Origin of the sequence: Hasllibacter halocynthiae (assembly GCF_003003095.1) — a bacterium.
GTDB classification, from domain to species: Bacteria; Pseudomonadota; Alphaproteobacteria; order Rhodobacterales; family Rhodobacteraceae; genus Hasllibacter; species Hasllibacter halocynthiae.
Genome location: NZ_PVTT01000002.1, coordinates 770,228 through 791,055, shown reverse-complemented (window position 1 = coordinate 791,055; position 20,828 = coordinate 770,228). Strand labels below are relative to the sequence as shown.

19 protein-coding genes are annotated in these 20,828 nt (G+C 73.5%); 9 read left to right on the top strand and 10 right to left on the bottom strand.

All coding sequences use genetic code 11. The annotated features are described in order from the left end of the window. Window positions 1-26: 26 nt before the first annotated feature. The 6 genes from BCF33_RS10755 to BCF33_RS10730 all read left to right on the top strand — a co-directional run bounded on the left by BCF33_RS10755 (window position 27) and on the right by BCF33_RS10730 (window position 6,206). Window positions 27-947 carry a sulfite exporter TauE/SafE family protein gene (locus BCF33_RS10755; RefSeq protein ID WP_106160924.1) on the top strand — a complete coding sequence of 307 codons (921 nt, stop codon included), beginning with the start codon at window positions 27-29 and terminating at the stop codon, window positions 945-947. Beyond that, window positions 944-1,678 (top strand): TIGR02186 family protein, encoded by a 735-nt coding sequence (locus BCF33_RS10750; RefSeq protein ID WP_106160923.1) that lies wholly within the window; start codon window positions 944-946, stop codon window positions 1,676-1,678. Before BCF33_RS10755 ends, BCF33_RS10750 begins: the two co-directional genes overlap by 4 nt. 106 nt (window positions 1,679-1,784) lie before the next feature. Beyond that, window positions 1,785-3,209, top strand: a complete 1,425-nt coding sequence (locus BCF33_RS10745; RefSeq protein WP_106160922.1) for a mannose-1-phosphate guanylyltransferase/mannose-6-phosphate isomerase — start codon at window positions 1,785-1,787, stop codon at window positions 3,207-3,209. Between the two features lie 5 nt (window positions 3,210-3,214). Beyond that, window positions 3,215-4,396, top strand: a complete 1,182-nt coding sequence (locus BCF33_RS10740) for a nucleotide sugar dehydrogenase (RefSeq protein WP_106160921.1) — start codon at window positions 3,215-3,217, stop codon at window positions 4,394-4,396. 99 nt (window positions 4,397-4,495) lie between these two features. Beyond that, window positions 4,496-5,482: a FecCD family ABC transporter permease gene (locus BCF33_RS10735; RefSeq protein WP_106160920.1), complete on the top strand. Its 987-nt coding sequence runs from the start codon at window positions 4,496-4,498 to the stop codon at window positions 5,480-5,482. After that, window positions 5,472-6,206, top strand: a complete 735-nt coding sequence (locus tag BCF33_RS10730; RefSeq protein ID WP_106160919.1) for an ABC transporter ATP-binding protein — start codon at window positions 5,472-5,474, stop codon at window positions 6,204-6,206. The genes BCF33_RS10735 and BCF33_RS10730 overlap by 11 nt, the downstream gene beginning before the upstream one ends. On the opposite strand, the gene BCF33_RS10725 is transcribed toward BCF33_RS10730, so the two are convergent. The 4 genes from BCF33_RS10725 to BCF33_RS10710 form a co-directional block, all read right to left on the bottom strand. Beyond that, the gene (locus BCF33_RS10725) at window positions 6,203-7,513 is read right to left on the bottom strand and encodes a TRAP transporter large permease (RefSeq protein ID WP_106161593.1); all 1,311 of its coding nucleotides are present in this window, start codon (window positions 7,511-7,513) and stop codon (window positions 6,203-6,205) included. The two genes, BCF33_RS10730 and BCF33_RS10725, sit on opposite strands and share 4 nt — an antisense overlap. Further along, entirely contained in the window at window positions 7,510-8,049 is a 540-nt protein-coding gene (locus BCF33_RS10720; protein WP_106160918.1) for a TRAP transporter small permease, read from the bottom strand. The genes BCF33_RS10725 and BCF33_RS10720 overlap by 4 nt, the downstream gene beginning before the upstream one ends. A 49-nt stretch (window positions 8,050-8,098) precedes the next feature. Next, window positions 8,099-9,115, bottom strand: a complete 1,017-nt coding sequence (locus BCF33_RS10715) for a TRAP transporter substrate-binding protein (protein ID WP_106160917.1) — start codon at window positions 9,113-9,115, stop codon at window positions 8,099-8,101. Between the two features lie 140 nt (window positions 9,116-9,255). Continuing rightward, on the bottom strand, window positions 9,256-10,653 hold the full coding sequence (locus BCF33_RS10710) for an aminotransferase family protein (protein WP_106160916.1): 1,398 nt from the start codon (window positions 10,651-10,653) through the stop codon (window positions 9,256-9,258). 258 nt (window positions 10,654-10,911) lie between these two features. Here BCF33_RS10710 and BCF33_RS10705 point away from each other — a divergent pair, with 258 nt between their 5' ends. The 3 genes from BCF33_RS10705 (at window position 10,912) to BCF33_RS10695 (ending at window position 14,177) form a co-directional block, all read left to right on the top strand. After that, the gene (locus BCF33_RS10705; protein ID WP_106160915.1) at window positions 10,912-11,925 is read left to right on the top strand and encodes a taurine ABC transporter substrate-binding protein; all 1,014 of its coding nucleotides are present in this window, start codon (window positions 10,912-10,914) and stop codon (window positions 11,923-11,925) included. 78 nt (window positions 11,926-12,003) lie between these two features. Next, entirely contained in the window at window positions 12,004-12,810 is an 807-nt protein-coding gene (locus tag BCF33_RS10700; protein WP_106160914.1) for a taurine ABC transporter ATP-binding protein, read from the top strand. Window positions 12,811-12,947: 137 nt separating this feature from the next. Further along, window positions 12,948-14,177 carry an ABC transporter permease gene (locus BCF33_RS10695; RefSeq protein WP_106161591.1) on the top strand — a complete coding sequence of 410 codons (1,230 nt, stop codon included), beginning with the start codon at window positions 12,948-12,950 and terminating at the stop codon, window positions 14,175-14,177. Here BCF33_RS10695 and BCF33_RS10690 read toward each other — a convergent pair. The 6 genes from BCF33_RS10690 to rfbB all read right to left on the bottom strand — a co-directional run bounded on the left by BCF33_RS10690 (window position 14,174) and on the right by rfbB (window position 20,821). After that, window positions 14,174-14,719 carry a PqiC family protein gene (locus BCF33_RS10690; RefSeq protein ID WP_245883813.1) on the bottom strand — a complete coding sequence of 182 codons (546 nt, stop codon included), beginning with the start codon at window positions 14,717-14,719 and terminating at the stop codon, window positions 14,174-14,176. The two genes, BCF33_RS10695 and BCF33_RS10690, sit on opposite strands and share 4 nt — an antisense overlap. A 2-nt stretch (window positions 14,720-14,721) precedes the next feature. Then, a complete protein-coding gene (locus tag BCF33_RS10685; RefSeq protein WP_158259409.1) occupies window positions 14,722-17,475 on the bottom strand; it encodes a PqiB family protein in 2,754 nt (917 codons plus the stop codon). Further along, on the bottom strand, window positions 17,445-18,110 hold the full coding sequence (locus BCF33_RS10680; protein ID WP_106160911.1) for a paraquat-inducible protein A: 666 nt from the start codon (window positions 18,108-18,110) through the stop codon (window positions 17,445-17,447). Before BCF33_RS10680 ends, BCF33_RS10685 begins: the two co-directional genes overlap by 31 nt. Then, a complete protein-coding gene (locus tag BCF33_RS10675; protein ID WP_106160910.1) occupies window positions 18,107-18,751 on the bottom strand; it encodes a paraquat-inducible protein A in 645 nt (214 codons plus the stop codon). The genes BCF33_RS10680 and BCF33_RS10675 overlap by 4 nt, the downstream gene beginning before the upstream one ends. Window positions 18,752-18,935: 184 nt before the next feature. Then, window positions 18,936-19,787, bottom strand: coding sequence for a dTDP-4-dehydrorhamnose reductase (gene rfbD, locus BCF33_RS10670; protein WP_106160909.1), 852 nt, complete (start codon window positions 19,785-19,787; stop codon window positions 18,936-18,938). Continuing rightward, entirely contained in the window at window positions 19,784-20,821 is a 1,038-nt protein-coding gene (rfbB, locus tag BCF33_RS10665; protein WP_106160908.1) for a dTDP-glucose 4,6-dehydratase, read from the bottom strand. The genes rfbD and rfbB overlap by 4 nt, the downstream gene beginning before the upstream one ends. Window positions 20,822-20,828 lie beyond the last annotated feature (7 nt).

The following is a 20,828-nucleotide window of genomic DNA, read 5'->3' as shown; positions in this document are numbered from 1 at the left end:
GGAAGGCGTCCCCCGGAGTGTCCCGGATGCAGATCTACCTCCCCATAGCCGAGGTCTCGGTGAACGCCTTCCTCCTCGTGGGGCTCGGCGGGCTCGTCGGCATCCTCTCGGGGATGTTCGGCGTGGGCGGGGGCTTCCTGATGACCCCGCTGCTCTTCTTCATCGGCATCCCGCCTGCGGTCGCCGTGGCGACGGAGGCGAACCAGATCGTCGCCTCCTCGTTCTCGGGGGTCCTGGCCCACCTTCGGCGCCGCACGGTGGACCTCAGGATGGGCACGGTGCTGCTGATCGGGGGGCTCGTCGGGGCGGCGCTCGGCCTCGCGATCTTCAACGCCCTGCGCGAGATGGGGCAGGTCGACCTCCTCGTGCGGCTCTCCTACGTCGTGTTCCTCGGGATCGTCGGCGCGCTGATGTTCGTCGAATCGGTCCGGGCGCTGCGCCGATCGGCCCGGGTGGGGCCCACCCAGCCGCCGCGCCGGCGCCAGCGGGGCTGGGTGCAGTCCCTGCCCTTCCGGATGCGGTTCCGCACCTCCGGCCTCTACATCTCGGTGATCCCGCCGCTCCTCGTGGGGCTGCTCGTGGGCGTGCTCGCCGCTATCATGGGCGTGGGCGGCGGATTCATCATGGTTCCCGCGATGATCTACGTCCTGGGGATGCCGACCAAGGTCGTGATCGGGACGTCGCTCTTCCAGATCATCTTCGTGACCGGGTTCACGACGCTCCTGCACGCGACGACGAACCAGACGGTGGACGTGATGCTGGCCGTGCTCCTCCTGCTCGGGGGGGTGGTGGGCGCGCAGGTCGGCACCCGCCTCGGCACCCGCCTGCGGGGCGAGCAGCTGCGCGTCCTCCTGGCGGCGCTCGTCCTCGTGGTGTGCGGCAAACTGGCCTACGACCTGCTCGTGCAGCCCGCCGAGCTCTACGAGATCGGGGAGGCGGAGCATTGATCCGCGCGCTCGGCCTCGTGGCGCTCCTCCTCGCGGCGCCGGCGGGAAACGCCCAAGAGGTGATCGCCGACCTCGACCAGACCTCCGTGTCCATCGACTCCACCTTCGCCGGCCAGGAGATCCTCGTCTTCGGCGCGTTCACCGCCGACGCGCCCCCCGACATCGTCGTGACCGTCGCCGGCCCGCCCGAGCCGGCCACCATCCGGCGCAAGGCCCGGCGCATGGGGATCTGGGTGAACGCCGCCCAGGCGGAGGTGTCGGCCCCCGCCTTCTATGCCGTCGCCAGCACCGCCCCCCTCGACGCGATCCTCTCGCCGGCGGCCGACCTCCGCCACGCGATCACGCTGCCCCATGCCGTCCGGTCGGTGGCCGCCGGGCCCGGCCAGTCGCGCAGCTTCGTGGAGGCGCTGGTCCGCATACGCACGGCGAGCGGCGCCTACCGCCGCGATGGCGAGGCGGTCGAGGTGATCGGCGGCCGCCTCTTCCGCACCGCCATCGCGCTTCCCTCCGACCTGACCGAAGGGGACTACGCCGCGCGCATCTTCCTGCTGTCGGAGGGTGCGGTGATCGCCGACTACGCCACCGCGCTCGAGGTGCGGAAGGTGGGGCTGGAGCGGTTCCTCTACCGCCTCGCCCACGACCGGCCGCTGGTCTACGGGCTGATGTCCCTCGCGATCGCCATCGCGGCGGGCTGGGGGGCGGCAGGGCTGTTCGGGCTGTTCCGGCGCTGAGGCCCACCGGCGCCGGGGCCCGGGCGCGGCAGGCGGGACCCACCCGCGGGGCGCGCCTTTCCCGGGGGGTCGCGAAATCGCGCGGGACGCGGAAGAACCGGACGCGATGGCCCAGACGATAACCCCCGTCCTCCTCGCCGGCGGCAGCGGCACGCGGCTCTGGCCGCTGTCCCGGCGACGGTTCCCCAAGCAGTTCGCGCGCCTCTCCGGCGAGGAGACGATGTTCCAGGCCGCCATCCGGCGCGGCACTGGCGCGGCCTTCGGGCCGCCGGTCGTCCTGACCGCCGCGCCCTTCCGCTTCGTCGCCGCCGAGCAGCTCGCCGCGATGGGCGCGGACCCCGAGGCCATCCTCCTCGAGCCGGAGCCCCGCTCGACCGCGCCGGCGATCCTGGCCGCCGCGATGCGCGCCGCGCCGGACGACCTCCTCCTCGTGATGCCGGCCGATCACCTCGTCGCGGACGCGGACGCCTTCCGCGCCGACGTCGCCGCCGCGGCGGCGGCCGCGCGGGACGGCGCCATCGTCCTCTTCGGGGCGCCGCCGGACCGGCCCGAGACGGGCTACGGCTACATCCGCGCGACCGGGCCGATCGCGACCCCCGCCCCCGCGCCCCTGCCGGTAGAGGGGTTCGTCGAGAAGCCGGACGCCGCCACCGCGGGCCGCCTCGTCGCGCAAGGCGCGCTCTGGAACGCGGGCATCTTCCTCTTCCGCGCGGGCGCCTTCCTCCGGGCGGTCCGCGAGGCGGCGCCCGCGCTCATGCCGCCGGTCGCGGCCGCCCTGCGGGGGGCGCGCGCCGACCTCGGCTTCCTGCGGCTCGACCCCGATGCCTGGAGCGGCGTGCCGGACGTCTCCGTCGATCGCGCCGTGATGGAGCGGACGCCCGCCCTCCGCGTCCAGCCGCTCCGCTCGGCCTGGGCGGATCTCGGCGACTGGTCGGCGCTGGCCCGCCAAGTCGGCGGCGGCGCGACTCCGACGCAGGGGGCGGCCACCGCCATCGATTGCGAGGGGGGGCTGCTGCGTACGGAGGGCGCGGGGCCGCGCCTCGTGGGCCTGGGCCTTCGCGACGTGGTCGCCGTGGCGATGCCCGACGCCGTCCTCGTCATGGACGCCGCCCGCGGGCAGGACGTCGGCGCCGCCGTCGCGGCGCTTCGCGACGCCGGCGTCCCCGAGGCGGACGCCTTCGGGCGCGAGCATCGCCCCTGGGGCTGGTTCGACCGCCTGGCCGAAGGGGAGGGCTTCGGGGTCAAGCGCATCACCGTCCGGCCCGGGGGGCGCCTGTCGCTGCAGTCCCACCGGCATCGGGCCGAGCACTGGATCGTCGTCTCGGGCAGCCTGCGCGTCACGCTGGAGGGCGCCGTGCGCGACGCCGGGCCGGACGCGTCGATCTACGTCCCGCGCGGCGCCCGGCACCGGCTGGAGAACGCCGGGCCGACGGTCGCCGTCCTGATCGAGGTGCAGACCGGCCCCTATCTGGCCGAGGACGACATCGTCCGCTACGAGGACGTCTATCGACGCCCCGAGGCCGGAGACTGAACCCCATGCGCATATCCGTGGCGGGCCTGGGCTACGTGGGCCTGTCGAACGCGATCCTCCTCGCGCGGTCGCACGAGGTCCGCGCGCGCGACCTCTCGGCCGAGCGGGTCGCGCTCGTCGCCGCGCGCCGCTCGCCCCTCTCCGACCCCGAGATCGAGGCCCATCTGGCGGACGCGGCCCTCGACCTGACCGCCACCACCGACGCGGCGGAGGCGTATCGCGGGGCCGACCTGGCGGTGATAGCGACGCCGACAGACTACGATCCCCGCACGAACGAGTTCGACACCTCGTCCGTCGAGGCCGCCGTGCGCGAGGTGCGCGCCCACGCTCCGGGGGCCGACATCGTCATCAAGTCGACCGTGCCCGTCGGCTTCACGAAGGATCTGCGCGCGGGGCTGGTCCCGCCCGGCGCCGAGGGCCCCGCGCTGATCTTCTCGCCCGAGTTCCTGCGCGAGGGGCGCGCGCTCCACGACAACCTCCACCCCTCGCGGATCGTGGTGGGCGACCGGGGCGCGGCCGGCCGGCGCTTCGCGGACTTGATGCTCGAGGGGGCCGAGACGAAGGACGCGCCCGTCCTGCTGACCGGCTCGACCGAGGCCGAGGCGATCAAGCTCTTCTCGAACACGTTCCTGGCCATGCGCGTGGCCTACTTCAACGAGCTCGACAGCTACGCCCTCTCCCTGGGGCTGGACCCGCGGGAGATCATCGAGGGCGTCTGCACCGACCCGCGCATCGGCTCGCGCTACAACAACCCCTCCTTCGGCTATGGCGGCTACTGCCTGCCGAAGGACACCAAGCAGCTCCTGGCGAACTACTCGGCGGTGCCGCAGAACCTCATCGGCGCGATCGTGCAGGCCAACCGAACCCGCAAGGACTTCATCGCCGAGCGCATCCTGGCCCTGCGCCCCGCGGTGGTCGGCATCTGGCGCCTGACCATGAAGGCCGGATCCGACAACTTCCGCCAGAGCTCCGTCCAGGGGATCATGAAGCGCCTGAAGGCCAAGGGCGTCGAGGTCATCGTCCACGAGCCGGCCTTCGAGGAGGAGAGCTTCTTCAACTCGCGCGTGGTCCGGGACCCGGACGCCTTCAAGGCCGAGGCCGACGTCATCGTCGCCAATCGCCGCGAGCCCGAGCTGGAGGACGTCGCGGAGAAGGTGTTCACGCGCGACCTGTTCGGGACGGACTAGCCCCTCGCGCGCCACGGGGTGGCTCGACGGGGCGGCTGGACGGGGCGCGGCGATCCGCGCTAGCCGGGGCGCCCGCCCGGCGCAGGAAAGGGGCCACCGATGCCGCGTGACGCTCTCGTCCCCGTCCTCGCGGGGCTCTGCGCCTTCCTCGCCCTCGCCTCGCTGGTCGTCGGGCCGGCGGGCGTCCCGGCGGGGCGCTCGCTCGCCGCGCTCGTCTTCGACGAGGGCCCCCTCACCACGGTCATGCGCGAGATCAGGGCCCCCCGCGCGGTCCTCGGGCTGATGGTCGGCGCCACCTTGGGCCTCGCCGGGGCGGCGCTGCAGGGCTACCTCCGCAACCCCCTGGCCGAGCCGGCCTTGATCGGCGTCTCCGGCGGGGCGGCGCTGGGGGCGGTGATATCCCTGCAAACGGGCATCGCCGCCGCGCTCGCCCTCGCGCTGCCGGCGGCGGCGCTCCTCGGCGCGCTCCTGGCGACGGGCCTGCTGATCCTCCTCGCGGGTCCGCGGGGCGGCTCCCTGGTGCTGATCCTCGCGGGGATCGCCGTCTCCGCGCTGGCGGCGGCGGGCACGGCGCTCGCGCTGAACCTCTCGCCCAACCCCTATGCCGCCGCCGAGATCGTGTTCTGGACCATGGGCTCGCTCGCCGACCGGTCCTGGACGCATGTGGCCGTCGCCGCGCCCTTCGTCCTGGCCGGCTGGGCCCTCCTGGCCCGCCTCGCCCGCCCGCTCGACGCGCTGACCCTGGGCGAGGACGCGGCCGCCACCCTGGGCGTGGACCCGGCCCGGACCCGCCTGACGCTGGTGGCCGGGGTGTCGGCCTGCGTGGGCGCGGCCGTGGCCGTCGCGGGCGCGATCGGCTTCGTGGGCCTCGTGGTGCCGCACCTGCTGCGCGGGCTCGCCGGGGGGCGGCCGGGCGCGCTCCTGCTGCCGTCCGCCCTGGGGGGCGCGGCGCTGCTGACGGCGACGGACCTCGCCACGCGGCTGATCCTGCCCGAGCGGGACCTCAAGCTCGGCGTGCTGACGGCGCTGATCGGCGCACCGCTCTTCCTCCACCTCATCTGGCGGGAGCGCGGCCGTGAGGCTTGAGGCCGAACTCTCCGTCCGGCGCGGGGGGCGCGCGATCCTCGACGCCGCCCGGATCGCCGTCGCCCCGGGCGAATGCGTCGGGCTGATCGGGCCCAACGGCGCGGGCAAGACGACCCTGATGCGCGCCGCCCTGGGGCTGATCCCGGCGGAGGGCCACTCCACCCTCGCCGCCCTCTCCCGCGGCACGCGCGCGCGCGCCGCGGCCTGGCTCCCGCAGGAGCGGCCCATCGCCTGGCCCCTTCCCGTGCGCGAGGTCGTCGCCCTGGGCCGGCTGCCCCACGGGGGCCGCGACGCGGGCGAGACGGAGGCCGCGCTCGCGCGGCTGAACCTCCTGCCCCTCGCGGACCGGCCGGCGACCGCGCTCTCGGGGGGCGAGCGGGCGCGCGTCCTGATCGCCCGGGCGCTGGCGCAGGACGCCCCTCTCCTTCTCGCGGACGAACCCGCGGCGGGCCTCGACCCGGCGGGGCAGATCGCGGCGATGCATCTCTTCGCCGAGCTCGCGCGCGAGGGGCGCGGCGTGCTCGTCTCCTCGCACGACCTCGGCCTCGCGGCGCGGCGCTGCGACCGGCTGGTCCTTCTCGACGGCGGCCGCACGGTGGCCGAGGGCCCGCCCAAGGCCGTCCTGACGCCCGCGCGCCTCGCCCGGCACTTCGCCCTGCGCGCCCGGCTGGAGGAGGGGGGGCGCCTCGCTGTGGAGGGAACCGAGGGAACCGGCTGGGGCTAGATCAGGAAGAGCGTGATCGCCGGGAACGCGGCGAGGATCGCCACCCGCGCGATGTCCGTGCCCACGAACCACAGGACCGCGCCATAGGTCCGCGTCATCGGCGTCGCCCGGTCCATGGCGTTGATGACGAAGAGGTTCATGCCCACGGGCGGCGTGATCAGCCCCACCTCGACCACGATCAGCACGAGGATGCCGAACCAGATCGCGGTTTGATCCGGGGTGAGACCGAAGTCCAGGCTCTGCACCAGGGGGAAGAAGATCGGGATCGTCAGCAGGATCATGGACAGGCTGTCCATCAGGCACCCGAAGACGAGGTAGAAGAGAAGGATCAGCGCCAGCACCACCCAGGGTCCCAGCCCCTGCGCGCCGACCCAGGCGGCCAGCTCCTGCGGGACCTGGCTGAGGGCGAGGAACCCGTTGTAGATGCCCGCGCCGAGGATGATGAAGTAGATCATCGCCGTCGAGACGGCCGTCGCCACCAGCGCCTCGCCCAGCAGGCGCCAGGTCAGGCGCCCGGAGACGAGGGCGATCAGCCCCGTCCCCGCCGCGCCCACGGCCGCCCCTTCGGTCGGCGTGAACCAGCCGCGCCAGATGCCCCCCACCACGAGGGCGAAGACCAGCACCACCGGCCAGACCCGCGCCATGGCTGCCCATCGCTCGGCCATGGGGGCGGGCGGCATGGTGCCGGCCCTCTCGGGGTGGCGACGGGCGTAGAGCGCGATCGCCGCCATGTAGCCCAAGGCCGCCAGGATCCCCGGCACGATGGCCGCCGTGAAGAGCAGGGCGATGTTCTGCTCGGTCAGGATCGCGTAGATCACCAGGATCACCGAAGGCGGGATCAGGATGCCCAGCGTTCCCCCCGCCGCCAGCACCGCCTGGGAGAAGCCGCCCTCGTAGCCCGCGCGCCGCAGCTCGGGCAGGGCGACCTTGCCCATGGTGGCGGCGGTGGCCAGCGAGCTGCCGCAGATCGCCCCGAACCCCGCGCAGGCCCCTACGGCGGCCATCGCGACGCCGCCCCTGCGATGGCCCAGCCAGGACTCGGCCGCCCGGAACAGCGCGCCCGACATCCCCGACAGGGCGGCGAACTGCCCCATCAAGAGGAACATCGGGATGATCGAGTAGGAGGTCGAGGCGAAGGTCGTGTAGCCTTCGGTCTTCAGGCGGTTCAGGAACATCGCCGGGCTGCCCGTCGCCAGCCACAGCCCGATGGTCCCGCAAAGCAGCATGGCGAGGCCGATCGGCGCCCTCAGGAAGATCATCAGGAGGAGGACGGGGAAGGACCAGAAGCCCAGGGCCAGGTCGCTCATGATCCGGTCGCCGGGTCCCCGGCCGCGGCGTCCGCCACCCGCGCCCCGGCGCACCAGAGGGCGACCAAGGACGCCCCGCAGGCGGCGGCGAAGGCGGCGGCATAGGCCCACCAGACGGGGAACTGCAGGATGAAGGTCGTCTCGACCCACGCCCCGCGCGGCAGCTTGCCGGCCGTCCCCTCCCAGAGGCGCCAGGTGATCAGCACGATCGCGCCCGCCAGCGTCACCTCCCAGAAGGCGGCGAGCCAGCGTTGCGCCGCCGGGGGAAGGCGCGAGGTGAACACGTCCACCGTGGCGTGCCCTCCGCGAAGCTGGCAGATCGGCAGGAAGGCGAAGATCGCGAAGGCCGCGCCCGCCTCCAGCAGCTCGTAGTCGCCGGGGACCTGCCCCAGGACCCGCGCCCCGAAGAGGGTTCGCGACGCTTCGGCAAGCTCGCGCCCCGCCACGGACGAGACGACGAGGGCGATCAGCGCGAGCAGAACCGCGCCGCCCGCCAGCGCGAGGGCCAACGCCAGTCCTTCCACCGCTCGGCGCATCGCCGCTCCTTCGCTCACGGGCGGCGCCGGGACGCCGCCCCACAAGGGTTCACATCGCGTTCTCTTCGATCAGCGCCCTTGCCTCGTCGACGAGGGCCCGGCCATCCGCGTTGCCCTCGATCCAGGCGTCGGTGACGGGCTGCGCCGCCGCCTGCCACTCGGCGACCTGCTCGGGGGTCAGGGTGACGATGTTGTTGCCCGCGTCCACCGCCGCCTGCCGCGCCGGGCCGTCGTCCTCGGCCATCTGCGCGCCCGCGAAGGCGGAGAACTCCAGCCCGCTGTTCTCGTCGATCACCGCCTGCAGGTCCTCGGGCAGCGCCTCGTAGGCGTCCTCGTTCATCACGAAGAGGAACGCCGTTGTGTAGAGCGTCTGGTCCCCGAACTCCGTATGGTTGCCGACCAGCTCGGGCAGGCGCAGGGCGCCCGTCACCTCCCAGGGGATGACGGCGCCCTCGATCACGCCGCGCGACAGGGCCTCGGGCACCTGCGGGACGGGCATGCCGACGGGTGCGGCGCCCAGGTTCTCGAAGAGGGTCGTCGTCGTGCGCGTGGGTGCGCGCAGCTTCAGCCCCTCCAGGTCCGACACCGCCTCGATCGGGCGGTCGGCGTGGATCAGGCCCGGCCCGTGCACCCAGAGGCCCAGCGGGTGCACGTCCGAAAGCTCGCCGTCGAACATGTGCCGCTCGCCCATGGTCCAGTAGGCGCGGCTCATCGCCTCGGCGTCGGCCTCGCCCGCGATGAAGGGCAGCTCGAAGATCTCCGCGGTGGGGAAGCGGCCGGGGGTGTAGCCCGCCACGGTCCAGATGACGTCGGCCGTGCCGTCCACCGCCTGGTCGTAGAGCTCGGGCGGCGTGCCGCCCAGCTGCATGGCGGGGAAGCGCTGGACCTCGATCCGCCCGCCCGAATCCTCCTCCACGCGGTCGGCCCAGACGTCGAGGATGTTCGTGGGCACGTTGGCCTGCGCCGGCAGGAACTGGTGCATACGCAGCGTCACCTCCTGCGCGAAGGCGGGCGCGGCGATCAGGGCGGCGGCGCAGGCGAGCAGCGCGCGGCGGGTGGTGGTCATGGCATCTCTCCCTTGGGACGGCCCCTCGTGGGCGGGGGCTTCGCGCGGAAGCATCGCGGCCTCCGTCCGCCAACGCAAGCGCGGGCGCGCCTCCGCCTCGCCCGCTCCGGCCGGGGGGGCGCCGCGTCTTCGGGGGCGTGCTAGCCGAACACCCGCCCCAGCGCGCCGTCCACCGCGTCCGTGATCGCATCGACGTCCGCCGCCCCTGCGATCAGCGCGGGCGAGAAGAGCAGGACGTTGTTGAACCCCGGGACCGAGCGGTTGCATGCCCCGATCACCACGCCCTGACGCATGCAGTCCGCAACCACGGCCTTGACCTGCGCCTCCGCGGCGGGTTCGCGGGTGGTGCGGTCCGCGACCAGCTCCGCCCCCGCGAAGAGGCCGAGGCCCCGCACCTCGCCGATCGCCTCGTGCCGCTCCATCAGGTCCCGCAGGTTGCCGAGAAGCCGCTCGCCCATCCGGGCGGAGTTCTCCAGCAGCCCCTCCTCCTCGATGATCAGCATGTTCTCGATCGCCGCCGCGGGACCGCCCGTGCAGCCCCCGAAGGTCGAGATGTCGCGGAAGTGGTCCAGGGGATCGTCCGCGTCCTCCTTGAACGCGTCGAATACCGCCTCGGTCGTCACGCAGCACGAGATCGCCGCGTAGCCGGAGGCGACGCCCTTCGCCATCGTCACGATGTCGGGCCGCACGCCGTATTGCTGGTAGCCGAACCAAGTGCCCGTGCGCCCCAGCCCGCAGACCACCTCGTCGACATGGAGGAGGACGTCGTACTTGCGGCAGATCTCGCCCACCCGCTCCCAGTAGCCCTCGGGGGGGACGATGCAGCCGCCGCCTGCAGTGACGGGCTCGAGGCAGAGGGCGCCGACCGTGTCCGGCCCCTCGCGCAGGATCACCTCCTCGATCAGGTCCGCGGCCGCGCGCCCGAACTCAGCCCCCGAGAGGTGCCCGAGGCCGATCTGGTCCTTGCGGTACTCGAGGCAGTGGGGGACGCGCACGAACCCGGGCGCGAAGGGGCCGTACTGGGCGTTGCGCTCGTCCTGGCCGCCCGCGCTCATCGCGGCGAGGGTGCCGCCGTGGTAGTCGCGGTCGCGGTAGAGGATCTTCGACTTCCTCCCGCCATGCCGCTTGTGGGCGATCTGGCGGACCATCTTGAACGCCTTCTCGTTCGCCTCCGAGCCGGAGCTGGCATAGTAGACCCGGCTCATCCCCGGCATCTTCGCCACGAGCATCTCCGCATAGCGGGCGCCGGGCACGGACCCCATCGTCCCGCCGAAGAAGCACATCCTGCGGATCGCCTCGTAGACGGCCTTCGCGATCCGCTCGCGCCCGTAGCCCACGTTCACCGTCCACACCCCGCCGGAGAGGGCGTCGATGTGCTCGACCCCCTTGTCGTCCCAGACCCGCAGGCCCTTACCCTCGACGATCAGGCGGGGATCGGCCGTCTCCCAGGGCTTGTGCTGGCTCAGGTGGTGCCAGACATGCGCGCGGTCCGCCGCGACGAGGTCGCCGATGTCGTTCGCCGTCCGAAGATCGTCCATGGCCCGCCCTCCCGCGCGCGAATCGCCCACCAGCCGGGGCTGCGGGGAATCATGGGCGATGCACCGTGCATCGCGCCAGGGAAATCCGCTTCCCCCGGCTCCGCCCCGGCCCCGCGCTGCCCCCCGGCGGTGCGCGCGCGGGCGTTCGGCGCTTGCGCCCGGCGCGCGGGCTGCACATTCTGCACCCCGGCCGGGCCCGCCCGGCCAGGGCAGGCGCCGCGCGAAGATGGCCCCCCTCCAGCAACGGGAGAGACAAGCATGACCATCCGCACGACCCTCTTCGCCTCGGCCGCCGGCCTCGCCGCCCTTGCGGGGGGCACCGCGGCCGTGGCCCAGGGCGAAGGCATCACCGTCGGCTACTTCCTCGAATGGCCGATGCCGTTCCAGTTCGCCAAGGTGCAGGGCACCTACGACGAGGCGCTGGGCATGCCCGTCGAATGGGTGAGCTTCGACACCGGCACCGCCATGTCGGCGGCGATGGCCTCAGGCGACGTGCAGATCAGCGTCTCGCAGGGCGTGCCGCCCTTCGTGGTCGCGACCTCGGCTGGGCAGGACATCGAGATCCTCGACGTCGCCGTCTCCTACTCGGAGAACGACAACTGCGTCGTGCGCTCCGCGCTCGAGATCGACGCCTCGACCGCCTCCGACCTCGAGGGGCTGACGGCCGCGGTGCCGCTGGGGACCGCGGCCCATTACGGCTTCCTCCGCCAGATGGACCATTTTGAGGTGGACCCGGCCTCGATGAACGTCGTCGACATGGCCCCTGCCGAAGGGGCCGCCGCGCTCGCGCAGGGCGACGTGGACATGGCCTGCGGCTGGGGCGGCGCGCTGCGCCGGATGCTTGAATCCGGCAACGTCCTGCTGACCGGCGCCGAGAAGGAGGAGCTGGGCATCCTCGTCTTCGACGTGACCTCCGCGCCCGCCTCCTGGGTGGCAGAGAACCCGGACGTCGCCGCCCGCTTCCTGGCCGTCACGGCCGACGCCAACGCGATGTGGAACTCGGGCGAGAACACTGCCGAGATGCTGCCCGTGATCGCCAACGACGCCGGCATGGACGAGGACGCGGCCGCCGCGACGCTGTCGACCTTCGTCTTCCCCGACATCGAGGCGCAGCTCTCCGAGCGCTGGCTCGGCGGCAACGCGCAGGGCTTCATGGACGGCGTGGCGAACGTGTTCCTCGACGCGGGCTCGATCGACGGCGCGCTGGGCAGCTACGCCGCCACCGTGAACACCGGCCCGCTCGAGGCCGCCGCGGCGATGGACGACATGTGACCGGCTGAGCGCCGGCCCCGCCGGAGGGCGCTCCGCGCCCTCCGGGCCCCTTCCGCACCGTTCCCGAAAGGCGCCCTCATGTCCGGCCTCACGCTGGAGAGCATCTCCATGCGCTTCGACCTGCCGAACGGCAGCCACGTCCAGGCGCTGAAGGACGTGTCGCTCGACCTCCGCTCGGGCGAGATGCTGTCCGTGCTCGGCCCTTCGGGCTGCGGCAAGACGACGCTTCTGAACATCGTGGCGGGCTTCCTCGCCCCGACGGAGGGCCGCATGGTCCTCAACGGCCATGACATCGCCGGCCCGGACGCCGAGCGCGGCATGGTCTTCCAGCAGGGCGCCCTCTTCGAGTGGATGAGCGTGCGCGAGAACGTCGAGTTCGGCCCCCGGATGCGCGGCGCGCCCCGTGCCGACCGCCGCGCCACCGCCGACCGCCTGCTCGAGAGCACCGGCCTGAAGGACTTCAAGGACAAGGCCATCTACGAGCTGTCGGGCGGGATGCAGCAGCGCGTCGCCTTGGCGCGCTGCCTGGCCAACGACCCCGACGTCATCCTGATGGACGAACCCCTGGGCGCGCTCGACGCGCTCACGCGCGAGAAGATGCAGGGGCTCGTGCTGCGCCTCTGGAAGGAGACGGGCAAGACGATCGTCCTCATCACCCATTCGGTCGAGGAGGCTCTCCTCCTCGGCGAGCGGCTCCTCGTGATGGCGCCGCGCCCCGGCCGCATCCACCGCGAGTACCGGCTGCCCTTCGCCGGGATGGGCGTCGAGCAGGACCTGCGCGAGGTCAAGAAGCACCCCGAGTTCGCCGAGCGGCGCGAGGAGATCCTCTCCATGATCTGGGACATGGAGGAGGAGATCATGGGCCATGGGGAGGACGCGGCGTGACGGACTTCCTCCGGGGCTTCCGGGACCAGCTCGCCGGCCTCCTCGCCGCCCTCGGAGGCGAGCTGGCGGAGTTCGGCCCCACGCTCGTGCGCGCGGTGCCGGCGCTGGCGGCCTACGTCCTGCTGATCCTCGCCATCATGGTCCTGTGGCGCGCGATCGCCCGCGGCCTGGCGCCCCGACGCGACCTGCGCTCGCTCAAGACCGTGACCTTCGGCGACGAGAGCGCGGTGCGCTCCTCGCGCGCGGCCTCCGTCATCTCGGTCGTGGTGATCTTCCTCGTCTGGGGTGCGTTCACCGGCTCGGCGCTGGTGCCCGCCTTCCTTCACGTGCCCGGGCCCTTCACCGGCGAGGCGGCGTTCACCTACACCGCCACCGCGCCGGACGGGCGCACGGACGACGCCGAGGTGCGCATCGTGGTCCATCCCTTCGGCGAGGACCCGCAGGTGCCCCCGGTCGCGCCCGGGGCCGGCTTCGCCAAGGACGACGTCTTCCCCGTCCCCGCCCTGCGGAACGAGCTGGTGCGCGTCGACCTCAACGACGAGCTGGGCCGCGACGAGGGCGCCGCCGTCACCCAGGTGGACGGCCGGGCGATCGCCCCGGGGGGCGAGGTGCTGCTGGACTGGGGCCGCGTCGGCATGTCGCCGCGCGGCACCCTCAACGTCGTGCCCGAGCCGGGATGGCAGATGGAGGCGATCTGGCTGCCCCCGCCTGAGGACGTGTGGGACCGCCTCGTCGGGATCGCCTCGGACGGGTACCAGAACTTCACCCTGCTCGAGCATCTCGGCTACTCGCTCTTCCGCGTCGTGGTCGGCTTCGCGCTCGGCGCGCTCGTCGGCATCCCCCTGGGCTACGCGATGGGCCTGTCGGACTGGTTCCGCGGCTGGTTCGACCCCATCGTCGAGTTCATGCGCCCCGTCCCGCCGCTGGCGCTGATCCCGCTCGTGATCATCTGGGCGGGGATCGGCGAGGTCGGCAAGATCGTGCTCCTCTTCCTCGCCGCGCTCTGGATCATGGCCATCGCCGCGCGGGCGGGCGTGTCGGGCGTGTCCATCGCGAAGGTCCACGCGGCCTATTCCCTGGGCGCCTCGAAGTTTCAGGTCCTGCGCCACGTGATCGTCCCCAACTCCCTGCCGGAGATCTTCACCGGCGCGCGCGTCGCGATGGGGGTCTGCTGGGGCACCGTCGTCGCGGCCGAGTTGGTCGCCGCCAACCAGGGCGCGGGCAAGATGATCGTGACGGCCTCGAAGTTCCAGGCCACGGACATCGTGATCCTGGGGATCGTCCTCATCGGCATCGTCGGCTTCGCGATCGACGTCCTGATGCGCCTCGCGGAGAACGCGCTCGTCCCCTGGAAGGGCCGGACCTAGAGGCCCTGGGCCGCGATCACCCGCGCGAGGTCGCGCACCGCCTGCGCCCGCGCGATCGCGATGGCCCGGACGCCCCCTTCGGGATGGTAGGGGATCGCGATGGCGAACCGGCCGGAACGGTCACGCTCCTCCGTGCCGGCATACCAGATGCCGGAGATGCGGAACCGCCCGTCGATGCCGGCCACGAACTCCTCGACGCGCACGTCCACCCGGGCCTCGGCGAAGCTCTCGAAGGGCCAGGGGGTGGGGGCGACGGTCGCGCGGGTGACGGTGCCGAGGACCCGCGCGAGCTCGAGGGTGACGGCACGCTGCGGATCGTCCGCCCAGGCCACCTCCTCCGAGGTGAGGAGCGAGCCGTCGACCTGTTCGAACGTGATCTCCTCGATGTCCGCATAGAGAGGGAGGGACACGTCCAGCACCTCGACCGAGCCCACCGAGACCCCGATCCGGTCGCCGGAGGGGACGGCCGGCACGGGGTAGAGGATCGGATCGGCGCCGCAGCCGGCGAGGAGCAGGGCGAGGAGGGGAAGGGTTCGGGTCATGGTCATCGTCCCAGCAAGAGGGAATTGGGGCGCCGCTCGATCGCCCGCGCGAGCGAGGTCAGGGCGTCCGCGGCACCCTGCACGTCGCGCAGGGCCTGCAGCAACTCGCGGTTGGCCTGCCCGCCCTCGCCATAGGCGCCGAGGGTCGTCCCCGCGGTCGAGAGCACGCCGTCCGCCCGCGTCAGGAGCTCGCTCACGCCGGCGAGGACGGTCGGAAGATCGTCCGCGGCCCCCGCCACCCCGTCCGCCGCACGGCGCCCGGACGCGAGGAGGGCGTTGACGTTCTCCACGGTGCCGCCCTCGCGCAGCTCCTCGAGGGCGAGGTTCACCTGCGCGAGCGCACCGTTCAGGTTCTCGGGGATCTGCTCGACGCCCGGGGATTGCAGCACGCCTTCGGCGGTGGCGATCAGCGCGGAGGTGCGGGCCACCAGCTCCTCCAGGGGGATCTCGGCGGCTTCCTCGGAGAGGAGGCGCAGGTTCTCGATCACCTCCGGGGCGCCCCCGGCCGCCGCCTCCACGGACGCGGCGGCGTTCGCGGCAGCGTCCAGCACCTCGTTCAGCCGCTCGACGGCGCCTGCGGCGCGCAGCTCGGCGGTGACGGCGCGCAGGTCGTCCAGCGCCCCTTCGAGGGTGACGGGCAGGTCGCGCACGGCCTGCTGGTCAACCACCGCGTCGACGCTGGCCAGGAGGGCCTCGGCCTGGACGACCGCCGTGTCGAGCGGCAGCCCGCGCAGCTCGGCGGAGAAGAGGGTCAGCTCGTCGATGAGGGCGGGCAGCCCCACCACGGCCGCGCTGAACTCGTCCACCGTCTCCTCGGCGGCGACGGAGGCGTCGGACGCGGCCTGGGCGGCGGCGGCAATCTCCTCGACGAGGCGGGCGGCGCGCGCCTCGGCGAGAAGGCCCTGCGCCTCCTCCAGGGTGCCGGTCAGCGCGGCGGGCGCGGCAAGGAGCCGCTCGTCGGCGGCGATGGCGGCGACCCCCTCCGAGGCGAGGCGGACGTTCTCGCCGATCTCCGGGACCGGCAGGGCGTTCAGCGCCTCGGCGGCGGCGACCAGCTCCTCCACGAGGGCGGGCACATCCTCCACGGCGGTGTCGGCGCTCTGCGCGGCGGCGGCGACGGCGTCCACCGCCTCGAGCGCCCGCCCGAGCCCGTCGCCCTCGCGGACGGACGCGAGGAGGCCCCGCACGTCGCCGACGGCCAGCGTCGCGTCCTGCGAAAGGCGGCCGATCCGCTCGGGCAGGGCCTGCACCTCCTCGGAGGCGGTGACGGCGCGCAGGTCGGTGACCAGCCCCAGGATCTCGCCGGGCGTCTCCTGGAGCGCGGGGTCGTTCGCCACGCGGGCCGCGCCGTCGATCACCGCGAGGGCACGGTCGAGGATCGCCTCGAAGGGAAGCTCGCCGAGCCGGTTGAAAAGGGATTCCGCCGATGCGCCCATGCCTTCGGTGTCCGCGACCACCGTCGGCACCGTCGGGAACGGCGCCCCGGCGAGGTCCAGGACCGCCGGCTCGGCGCCGGGCTCGTCCTCGAGCACGACCTTGAGCCCGCCGAGGAACAGCGATGCGCTGTCCAGCTGCGCCCGCAGCCCCCCCTCGACCCGGTCGGCGAGGAACTCCAGCGGATCCTCCCCGCCCCGCAGCGACAGCAGCGTGGGGCGGATCTCCAGCACGGTCTGCAAACGGACCCGGTCGTCGCCGAACCGCTCGCGGTCCACGACGCCGGTGACCTGCGCCACCTCGCCGATGGGAAGCCCGCCCAGCTCGACCGGGGCGCCGACCTCCAGGCCCGAGACCTCGCCCTCGAAGATCGCCGTCAGGCGCAGGCCCTCGCCCGGCCCCTCGCCGGAGAAGATCGCGCGCCGGGCCTCGTCGGCCGAGCCGAAGAGGCGGAAGGACGCGCCGTCCTCCGCCGGCGCCCCGCCCGAGACGAGCGTGTCGAAGGTGACGCCCCCCGAGACCAGCGAGGATATCGAGTCGAACTCGAGCGCCGCCCCCGAGGTGCCGATCGAGAAGTCGAACCCCGACACGTCCCAAAAGCGCGTCCGCTCGGTCACGAGCTGGTCGTAGGGCGCGAAGATCACCGCCTCGGCGATGGCGGTGCCGCCCGAGACGTCGAGCCGCGGCGCCCCGACCTCGCCGACCTCGACCCCGCGGTAGAGGATCGGCCCGTTCGCCGAAGGCAGCCGGTCCGAGGAGAAGAGGGTGAAGCGTAGCCCGGAGGCGGAGCCCTCGCCCAGAGGCTGCCCGACCTCGCCCACGTGGTTCACGACCAGCCCCTCCGGGTCGAGGTCCCAGCTCGCGGCGAGATAGACGCCCGACAGCACGGTATCGAGCCCCGAGATGCCCTGCGCGCTGATCTCGGGCGAGACGATCCAGAACCGCGCGTCGTCGTCGATGTAGGGCGCGACCGTGTCCACCACCCGCACGGTGATCAGGACCTGGGCGAGATCGGGGGTGAAATCGACCGATTCCACCCGGCCGACCGCGACGTCGCGATAGCGCAGCTCCGTCTCGCCGGCGATCACGCCCGAGGCGTCCTCGAAGGCGATGCGGATCACCGCGCCCGCGTCCTGCCGGTCCTGCCAAAGGAACCAGAGCGCGGCGGCGACGGCGACCACCGGCACCAGCCAGACGAACGTGAGGCGCCGCCGCCGGCGGGGCGCCTGTTGCCGGACCCGCGGCTCGGCGATGGATGCCTCCTCGGCGCCCACGGTCGATTCGGCGTCGCTCAGGTCCGCCCCCTTCCGATGCCGTCCCAAATAAGGCGCGAGTCGAAGCTGCGCGCCGCGAGCATTGTGAATATCACGGAGAGCGCGAAGGCAATGGCCGCCGGGCCGGGCGTCACGCTGACCAGCACCCGCAGGTGCACGAGCGCCGAGGTGATGGCCACGACGAAGATGTCGATCATGGACCAGCGGCCGATGAACTCCACCACCTCGTAGAGGACCGTCCGGCGGTGCCCGTCGCCTCGGCCCGGCCGCTGCACGGACCAGGCGAGCCACGCGATGGCGGCGAACTTCGCGACGGGGATGCCGACGGAGGCGATCAGGATGATCGCGGCAATGCCGACCGCGCCCGACTGCGCCATCTGTATCGCGCCCTCGACGATGGTCGCCTCGTGCGTGGTGAACAGGACCCGGGTCGACAGCATCGGGTAGAGGTTCGCGGGTATGTAGAAGAGCACGCCGGCGATCCACCACGCCCAGACCCTCTGCAGCGACGTCTCGTCCCGCGACTGCAGTGGCGTGCCGCAGCGCGTGCACCGCTCCGTCCCCCAGGCATGGGCCAGATGGCACCGCCGGCAGCCGACCAGGCCCGCCTCGCGCGCGGTGATCACGCGGGCGCCCTCGCCCGGGCTCGCCGCGGCGGCAGGGGTGGGGGCGGGGGCGCTCATGCCGAGGCCCGCGCGCGGGTCCGCGCGACCTCCAGCTCGCGCCACAGCGCGCTGCGATCCGTGAGCGCCTCCTGCAGCGTGCCGACGAGGACGGCGCATATCAGCATCCAGAAGGCCGGCCCGATCGTCAGGCTGGCGAGGTCGGCGATCTTCACCAGCGCGACCGCGACGCCGACCACGAATATCTCGGCCATCGCCCAGGGCTTGAGGTCCTCGTCCAGCGCCAGCGCCGCGCGCGCGCCCGGCAGCGGCGCGCCGCCGAAGGCCAGGGGCGCCATCGCCCACCACAGCAGCGCGACGCGCGCCAGCGGCAGCAGGACGATCGACGCCAGCACCGTCAGGACCAGGGGCGTCTGCAGCCCCGTCGAGAAGGCGAGCGCCGCATCGATGATCGAGGAGTCGTTGCGAAGCCCCATCGACGAGATCGACAGGAACGGAAGGAAGAGCGCCCCCAGCATGAGAACGCCGACCGTCGCCGACAGGGCCAGGACCTCGGCGACGGATATGCGGCGCGGGGCTTCCAGGACGGTGCCGCAACGCGCGCAGTCCGCCCGGCCGCCGGCCTTCAGCGACGGCGCATGGTGCAGCGCATCGCAGCGCGGGCACACGACGAGCCCCCTCGGGTCAGGCGGCGCAGGCATGTCCACCCCTCCTCTCGATCGGGTCGGTGAAGGCGAAGGTGGTGCTGCGGCGCACCGATGTCCACACCATCCGCGCGGCGGGCGAAGCGCCCGATCCCTCCGGCCCTCTCGCGGCCTCCGGGACGCGTCCCCGGGGGGGCCGGCCGGAGGCAGGTTCCGCCCCCTCCCGCGGGGGCGAGGCCCCTTACGCCCCGCCGCGCTCCTCCCGGACGACGTCGCCGAGGCCCGCGCGCCAGTCGGGCCGCTGCAGACCGAACGCCTCCTCCGTCGTCCGGCAGTCCAGCCGGCTGTCGAGGGGACGGGCCGCGGCGGACCCGTAGGCGGAGGAGGGGATCCCCTCCACCCGTGCGGGAAGGCACGCCTCCTCCATGATGGCTCGCGCGAACGCGGCCCAGGTCACGTCGGGGGCGCCCGCGTAGTGGTATGTGCCCGAGAGCGCCGGGTCCCGCCGCAGCCCGGCGGCCGCGGTCAGGCACGCGTTCGCCAGCGCCGCCGCCGGGGTCGGACCGCCCCGCTGGTCGTCCACGACGCGCAGCACCTCGCGCTCGGCGCCGAGGCGCAGCATGGTCCGGACGAAGTTCCGCCCATGGGCAGAGAACACCCAGGCCGTCCGCAGGATCGCATGCGCCCCCCCGGCCGCCCGCACCGCCGTCTCGCCCAGGAGCTTCGTGCGCCCGTAGGCGCCCGGCGGCCCCGTGGGATCGTCGGGGGCGTAGGGTCCGGCGTCCCCGGGAAAGACGTAGTCGGTCGAGACGTGGACCACCGGCGCGCCCATGGCCGCGGCGGCCCGCGCGATGGCGGCCGGGGCGGCGGCGTTGACCACCCGCGCCTCGGTCTCGGCCGCTTCGGCGCCGTCCACGTCCGTCCAGGCCGCGGCCACGATGACCGCGTCCGGTCCGCGCGCCGCCACGGCCCGCGCGCAGCCCTCCGGGTCGCGCAGGTCGGCCTCCTCGCGGCCCAGCAGCACCGCCGAAGGGTCCGCGCGCCCGATCTCGCGCGCGAGCTGCCCGGTGCGGCCGAAGACTAGGACCCTCACGCCGCGCCCAGCCTCCGGCCCACGCCGTCGCGCGCGAGGAGGGGGCGCCACCAGTCCTCGCGCGCGAGGAACCAGTCCACCGTCCGCGCCAGCCCCTCCTCCACGGTGACCGAAGGCCGCCAGCCCAGCTCGCCGCGGATGCGGGCGGGGTCGATGGCGTAGCGCGCGTCGTGGCCGGGGCGGTCGGCGACGAACGCGATCAGCGCCTCGTGCGGGGCCGCGTCCGGGCGCCGCTCGTCCATCAGGCGGCAGATCGCGCGTACGAGGTCGATGTTGCGCCGCTCGTTCCCGCCCCCCACGGCGTAGGGCCGGCCGACCTCGCCCCGCTCCAGGACGGTCAGCAGGGCGTCGGCGTGGTCCTCGACGAAGAGCCAGTCGCGCACGTTGCCCCCGTCGCCGTAGACGGGGATCGGGCGCCCGTGCAGGGCATGGAGGATGACGACCGGGATCAGCTTCTCGGGAAAGTGGAACGGCCCGTAGTTGTTCGAGCAGTTGGTCAGCAGCACCGGCAGGCCGAAGGTGTGGTGCCAGGCCATGACGAGGTGGTCGCTGGCCGCCTTGGACGCGCTGTAGGGGCTGCGCGGGTCGTAGGCCGTCCCCTCGTCGAACAGCCCCTCGGGGCCGAGCGATCCGAACACCTCGTCGGTCGAGACGTGGTGGAAGCGGAAGCCCGCCGGCCGGCCGGCCCCCTCCCAATGGGCGCGCGCGGCCTGCAGCAGGTGGAAGGTGCCGTTCACGTTCGTCTCGACGAACGCCGCCGGCCCGTCGATGGACCGGTCGACATGGCTCTCCGCGGCGAGGTGCAGCACCGCGTCGGGCGCATGCTCGGCGAAGGCGCGGTCCAGGGCGGCGCGGTCGCGGATGTCGGCGCGGACGAAGGCGTAGCGGGGCGAGCCCTCGACCTCGGCCACGCTGGCGCGGCAGGCGGCGTAGGTCTCGGCGTCGAGGTTCACGACCTCGTGGCCCCGCGCGACCGCGAGGCGCACCACGGCGGAGCCGATGAACCCGAGCCCTCCCGTGACGAGCAGCTTCATGCCTCCG

What these genes read in the sequence shown, in the direction of transcription:
- BCF33_RS10755 (WP_106160924.1), top strand. Translation starts at nt 27, where the DNA reads ATGCAGATCTACCTCCCCATAGCCGAGGTCTCGGTGAACGCCTTCCTC.
- BCF33_RS10745 (WP_106160922.1), top strand. Translation starts at nt 1,785, where the DNA reads ATGGCCCAGACGATAACCCCCGTCCTCCTCGCCGGCGGCAGCGGCACG.
- BCF33_RS10740 (WP_106160921.1), top strand. Translation starts at nt 3,215, where the DNA reads ATGCGCATATCCGTGGCGGGCCTGGGCTACGTGGGCCTGTCGAACGCG.
- BCF33_RS10735 (WP_106160920.1), top strand. Translation starts at nt 4,496, where the DNA reads ATGCCGCGTGACGCTCTCGTCCCCGTCCTCGCGGGGCTCTGCGCCTTC.
- BCF33_RS10725 (WP_106161593.1), bottom strand. Translation starts at nt 7,513, where the DNA reads ATGAGCGACCTGGCCCTGGGCTTCTGGTCCTTCCCCGTCCTCCTCCTG.
- BCF33_RS10720 (WP_106160918.1), bottom strand. Translation starts at nt 8,049, where the DNA reads ATGCGCCGAGCGGTGGAAGGACTGGCGTTGGCCCTCGCGCTGGCGGGC.
- BCF33_RS10715 (WP_106160917.1), bottom strand. Translation starts at nt 9,115, where the DNA reads ATGACCACCACCCGCCGCGCGCTGCTCGCCTGCGCCGCCGCCCTGATC.
- BCF33_RS10710 (WP_106160916.1), bottom strand. Translation starts at nt 10,653, where the DNA reads ATGGACGATCTTCGGACGGCGAACGACATCGGCGACCTCGTCGCGGCG.
- BCF33_RS10705 (WP_106160915.1), top strand. Translation starts at nt 10,912, where the DNA reads ATGACCATCCGCACGACCCTCTTCGCCTCGGCCGCCGGCCTCGCCGCC.
- BCF33_RS10700 (WP_106160914.1), top strand. Translation starts at nt 12,004, where the DNA reads ATGTCCGGCCTCACGCTGGAGAGCATCTCCATGCGCTTCGACCTGCCG.
- BCF33_RS10695 (WP_106161591.1), top strand. Translation starts at nt 12,948, where the DNA reads ATGGTCCTGTGGCGCGCGATCGCCCGCGGCCTGGCGCCCCGACGCGAC.
- BCF33_RS10690 (WP_245883813.1), bottom strand. Translation starts at nt 14,719, where the DNA reads ATGACCCGAACCCTTCCCCTCCTCGCCCTGCTCCTCGCCGGCTGCGGC.
- BCF33_RS10680 (WP_106160911.1), bottom strand. Translation starts at nt 18,110, where the DNA reads ATGAGCGCCCCCGCCCCCACCCCTGCCGCCGCGGCGAGCCCGGGCGAG.
- BCF33_RS10675 (WP_106160910.1), bottom strand. Translation starts at nt 18,751, where the DNA reads ATGCCTGCGCCGCCTGACCCGAGGGGGCTCGTCGTGTGCCCGCGCTGC.
- rfbB (WP_106160908.1), bottom strand. Translation starts at nt 20,821, where the DNA reads ATGAAGCTGCTCGTCACGGGAGGGCTCGGGTTCATCGGCTCCGCCGTG.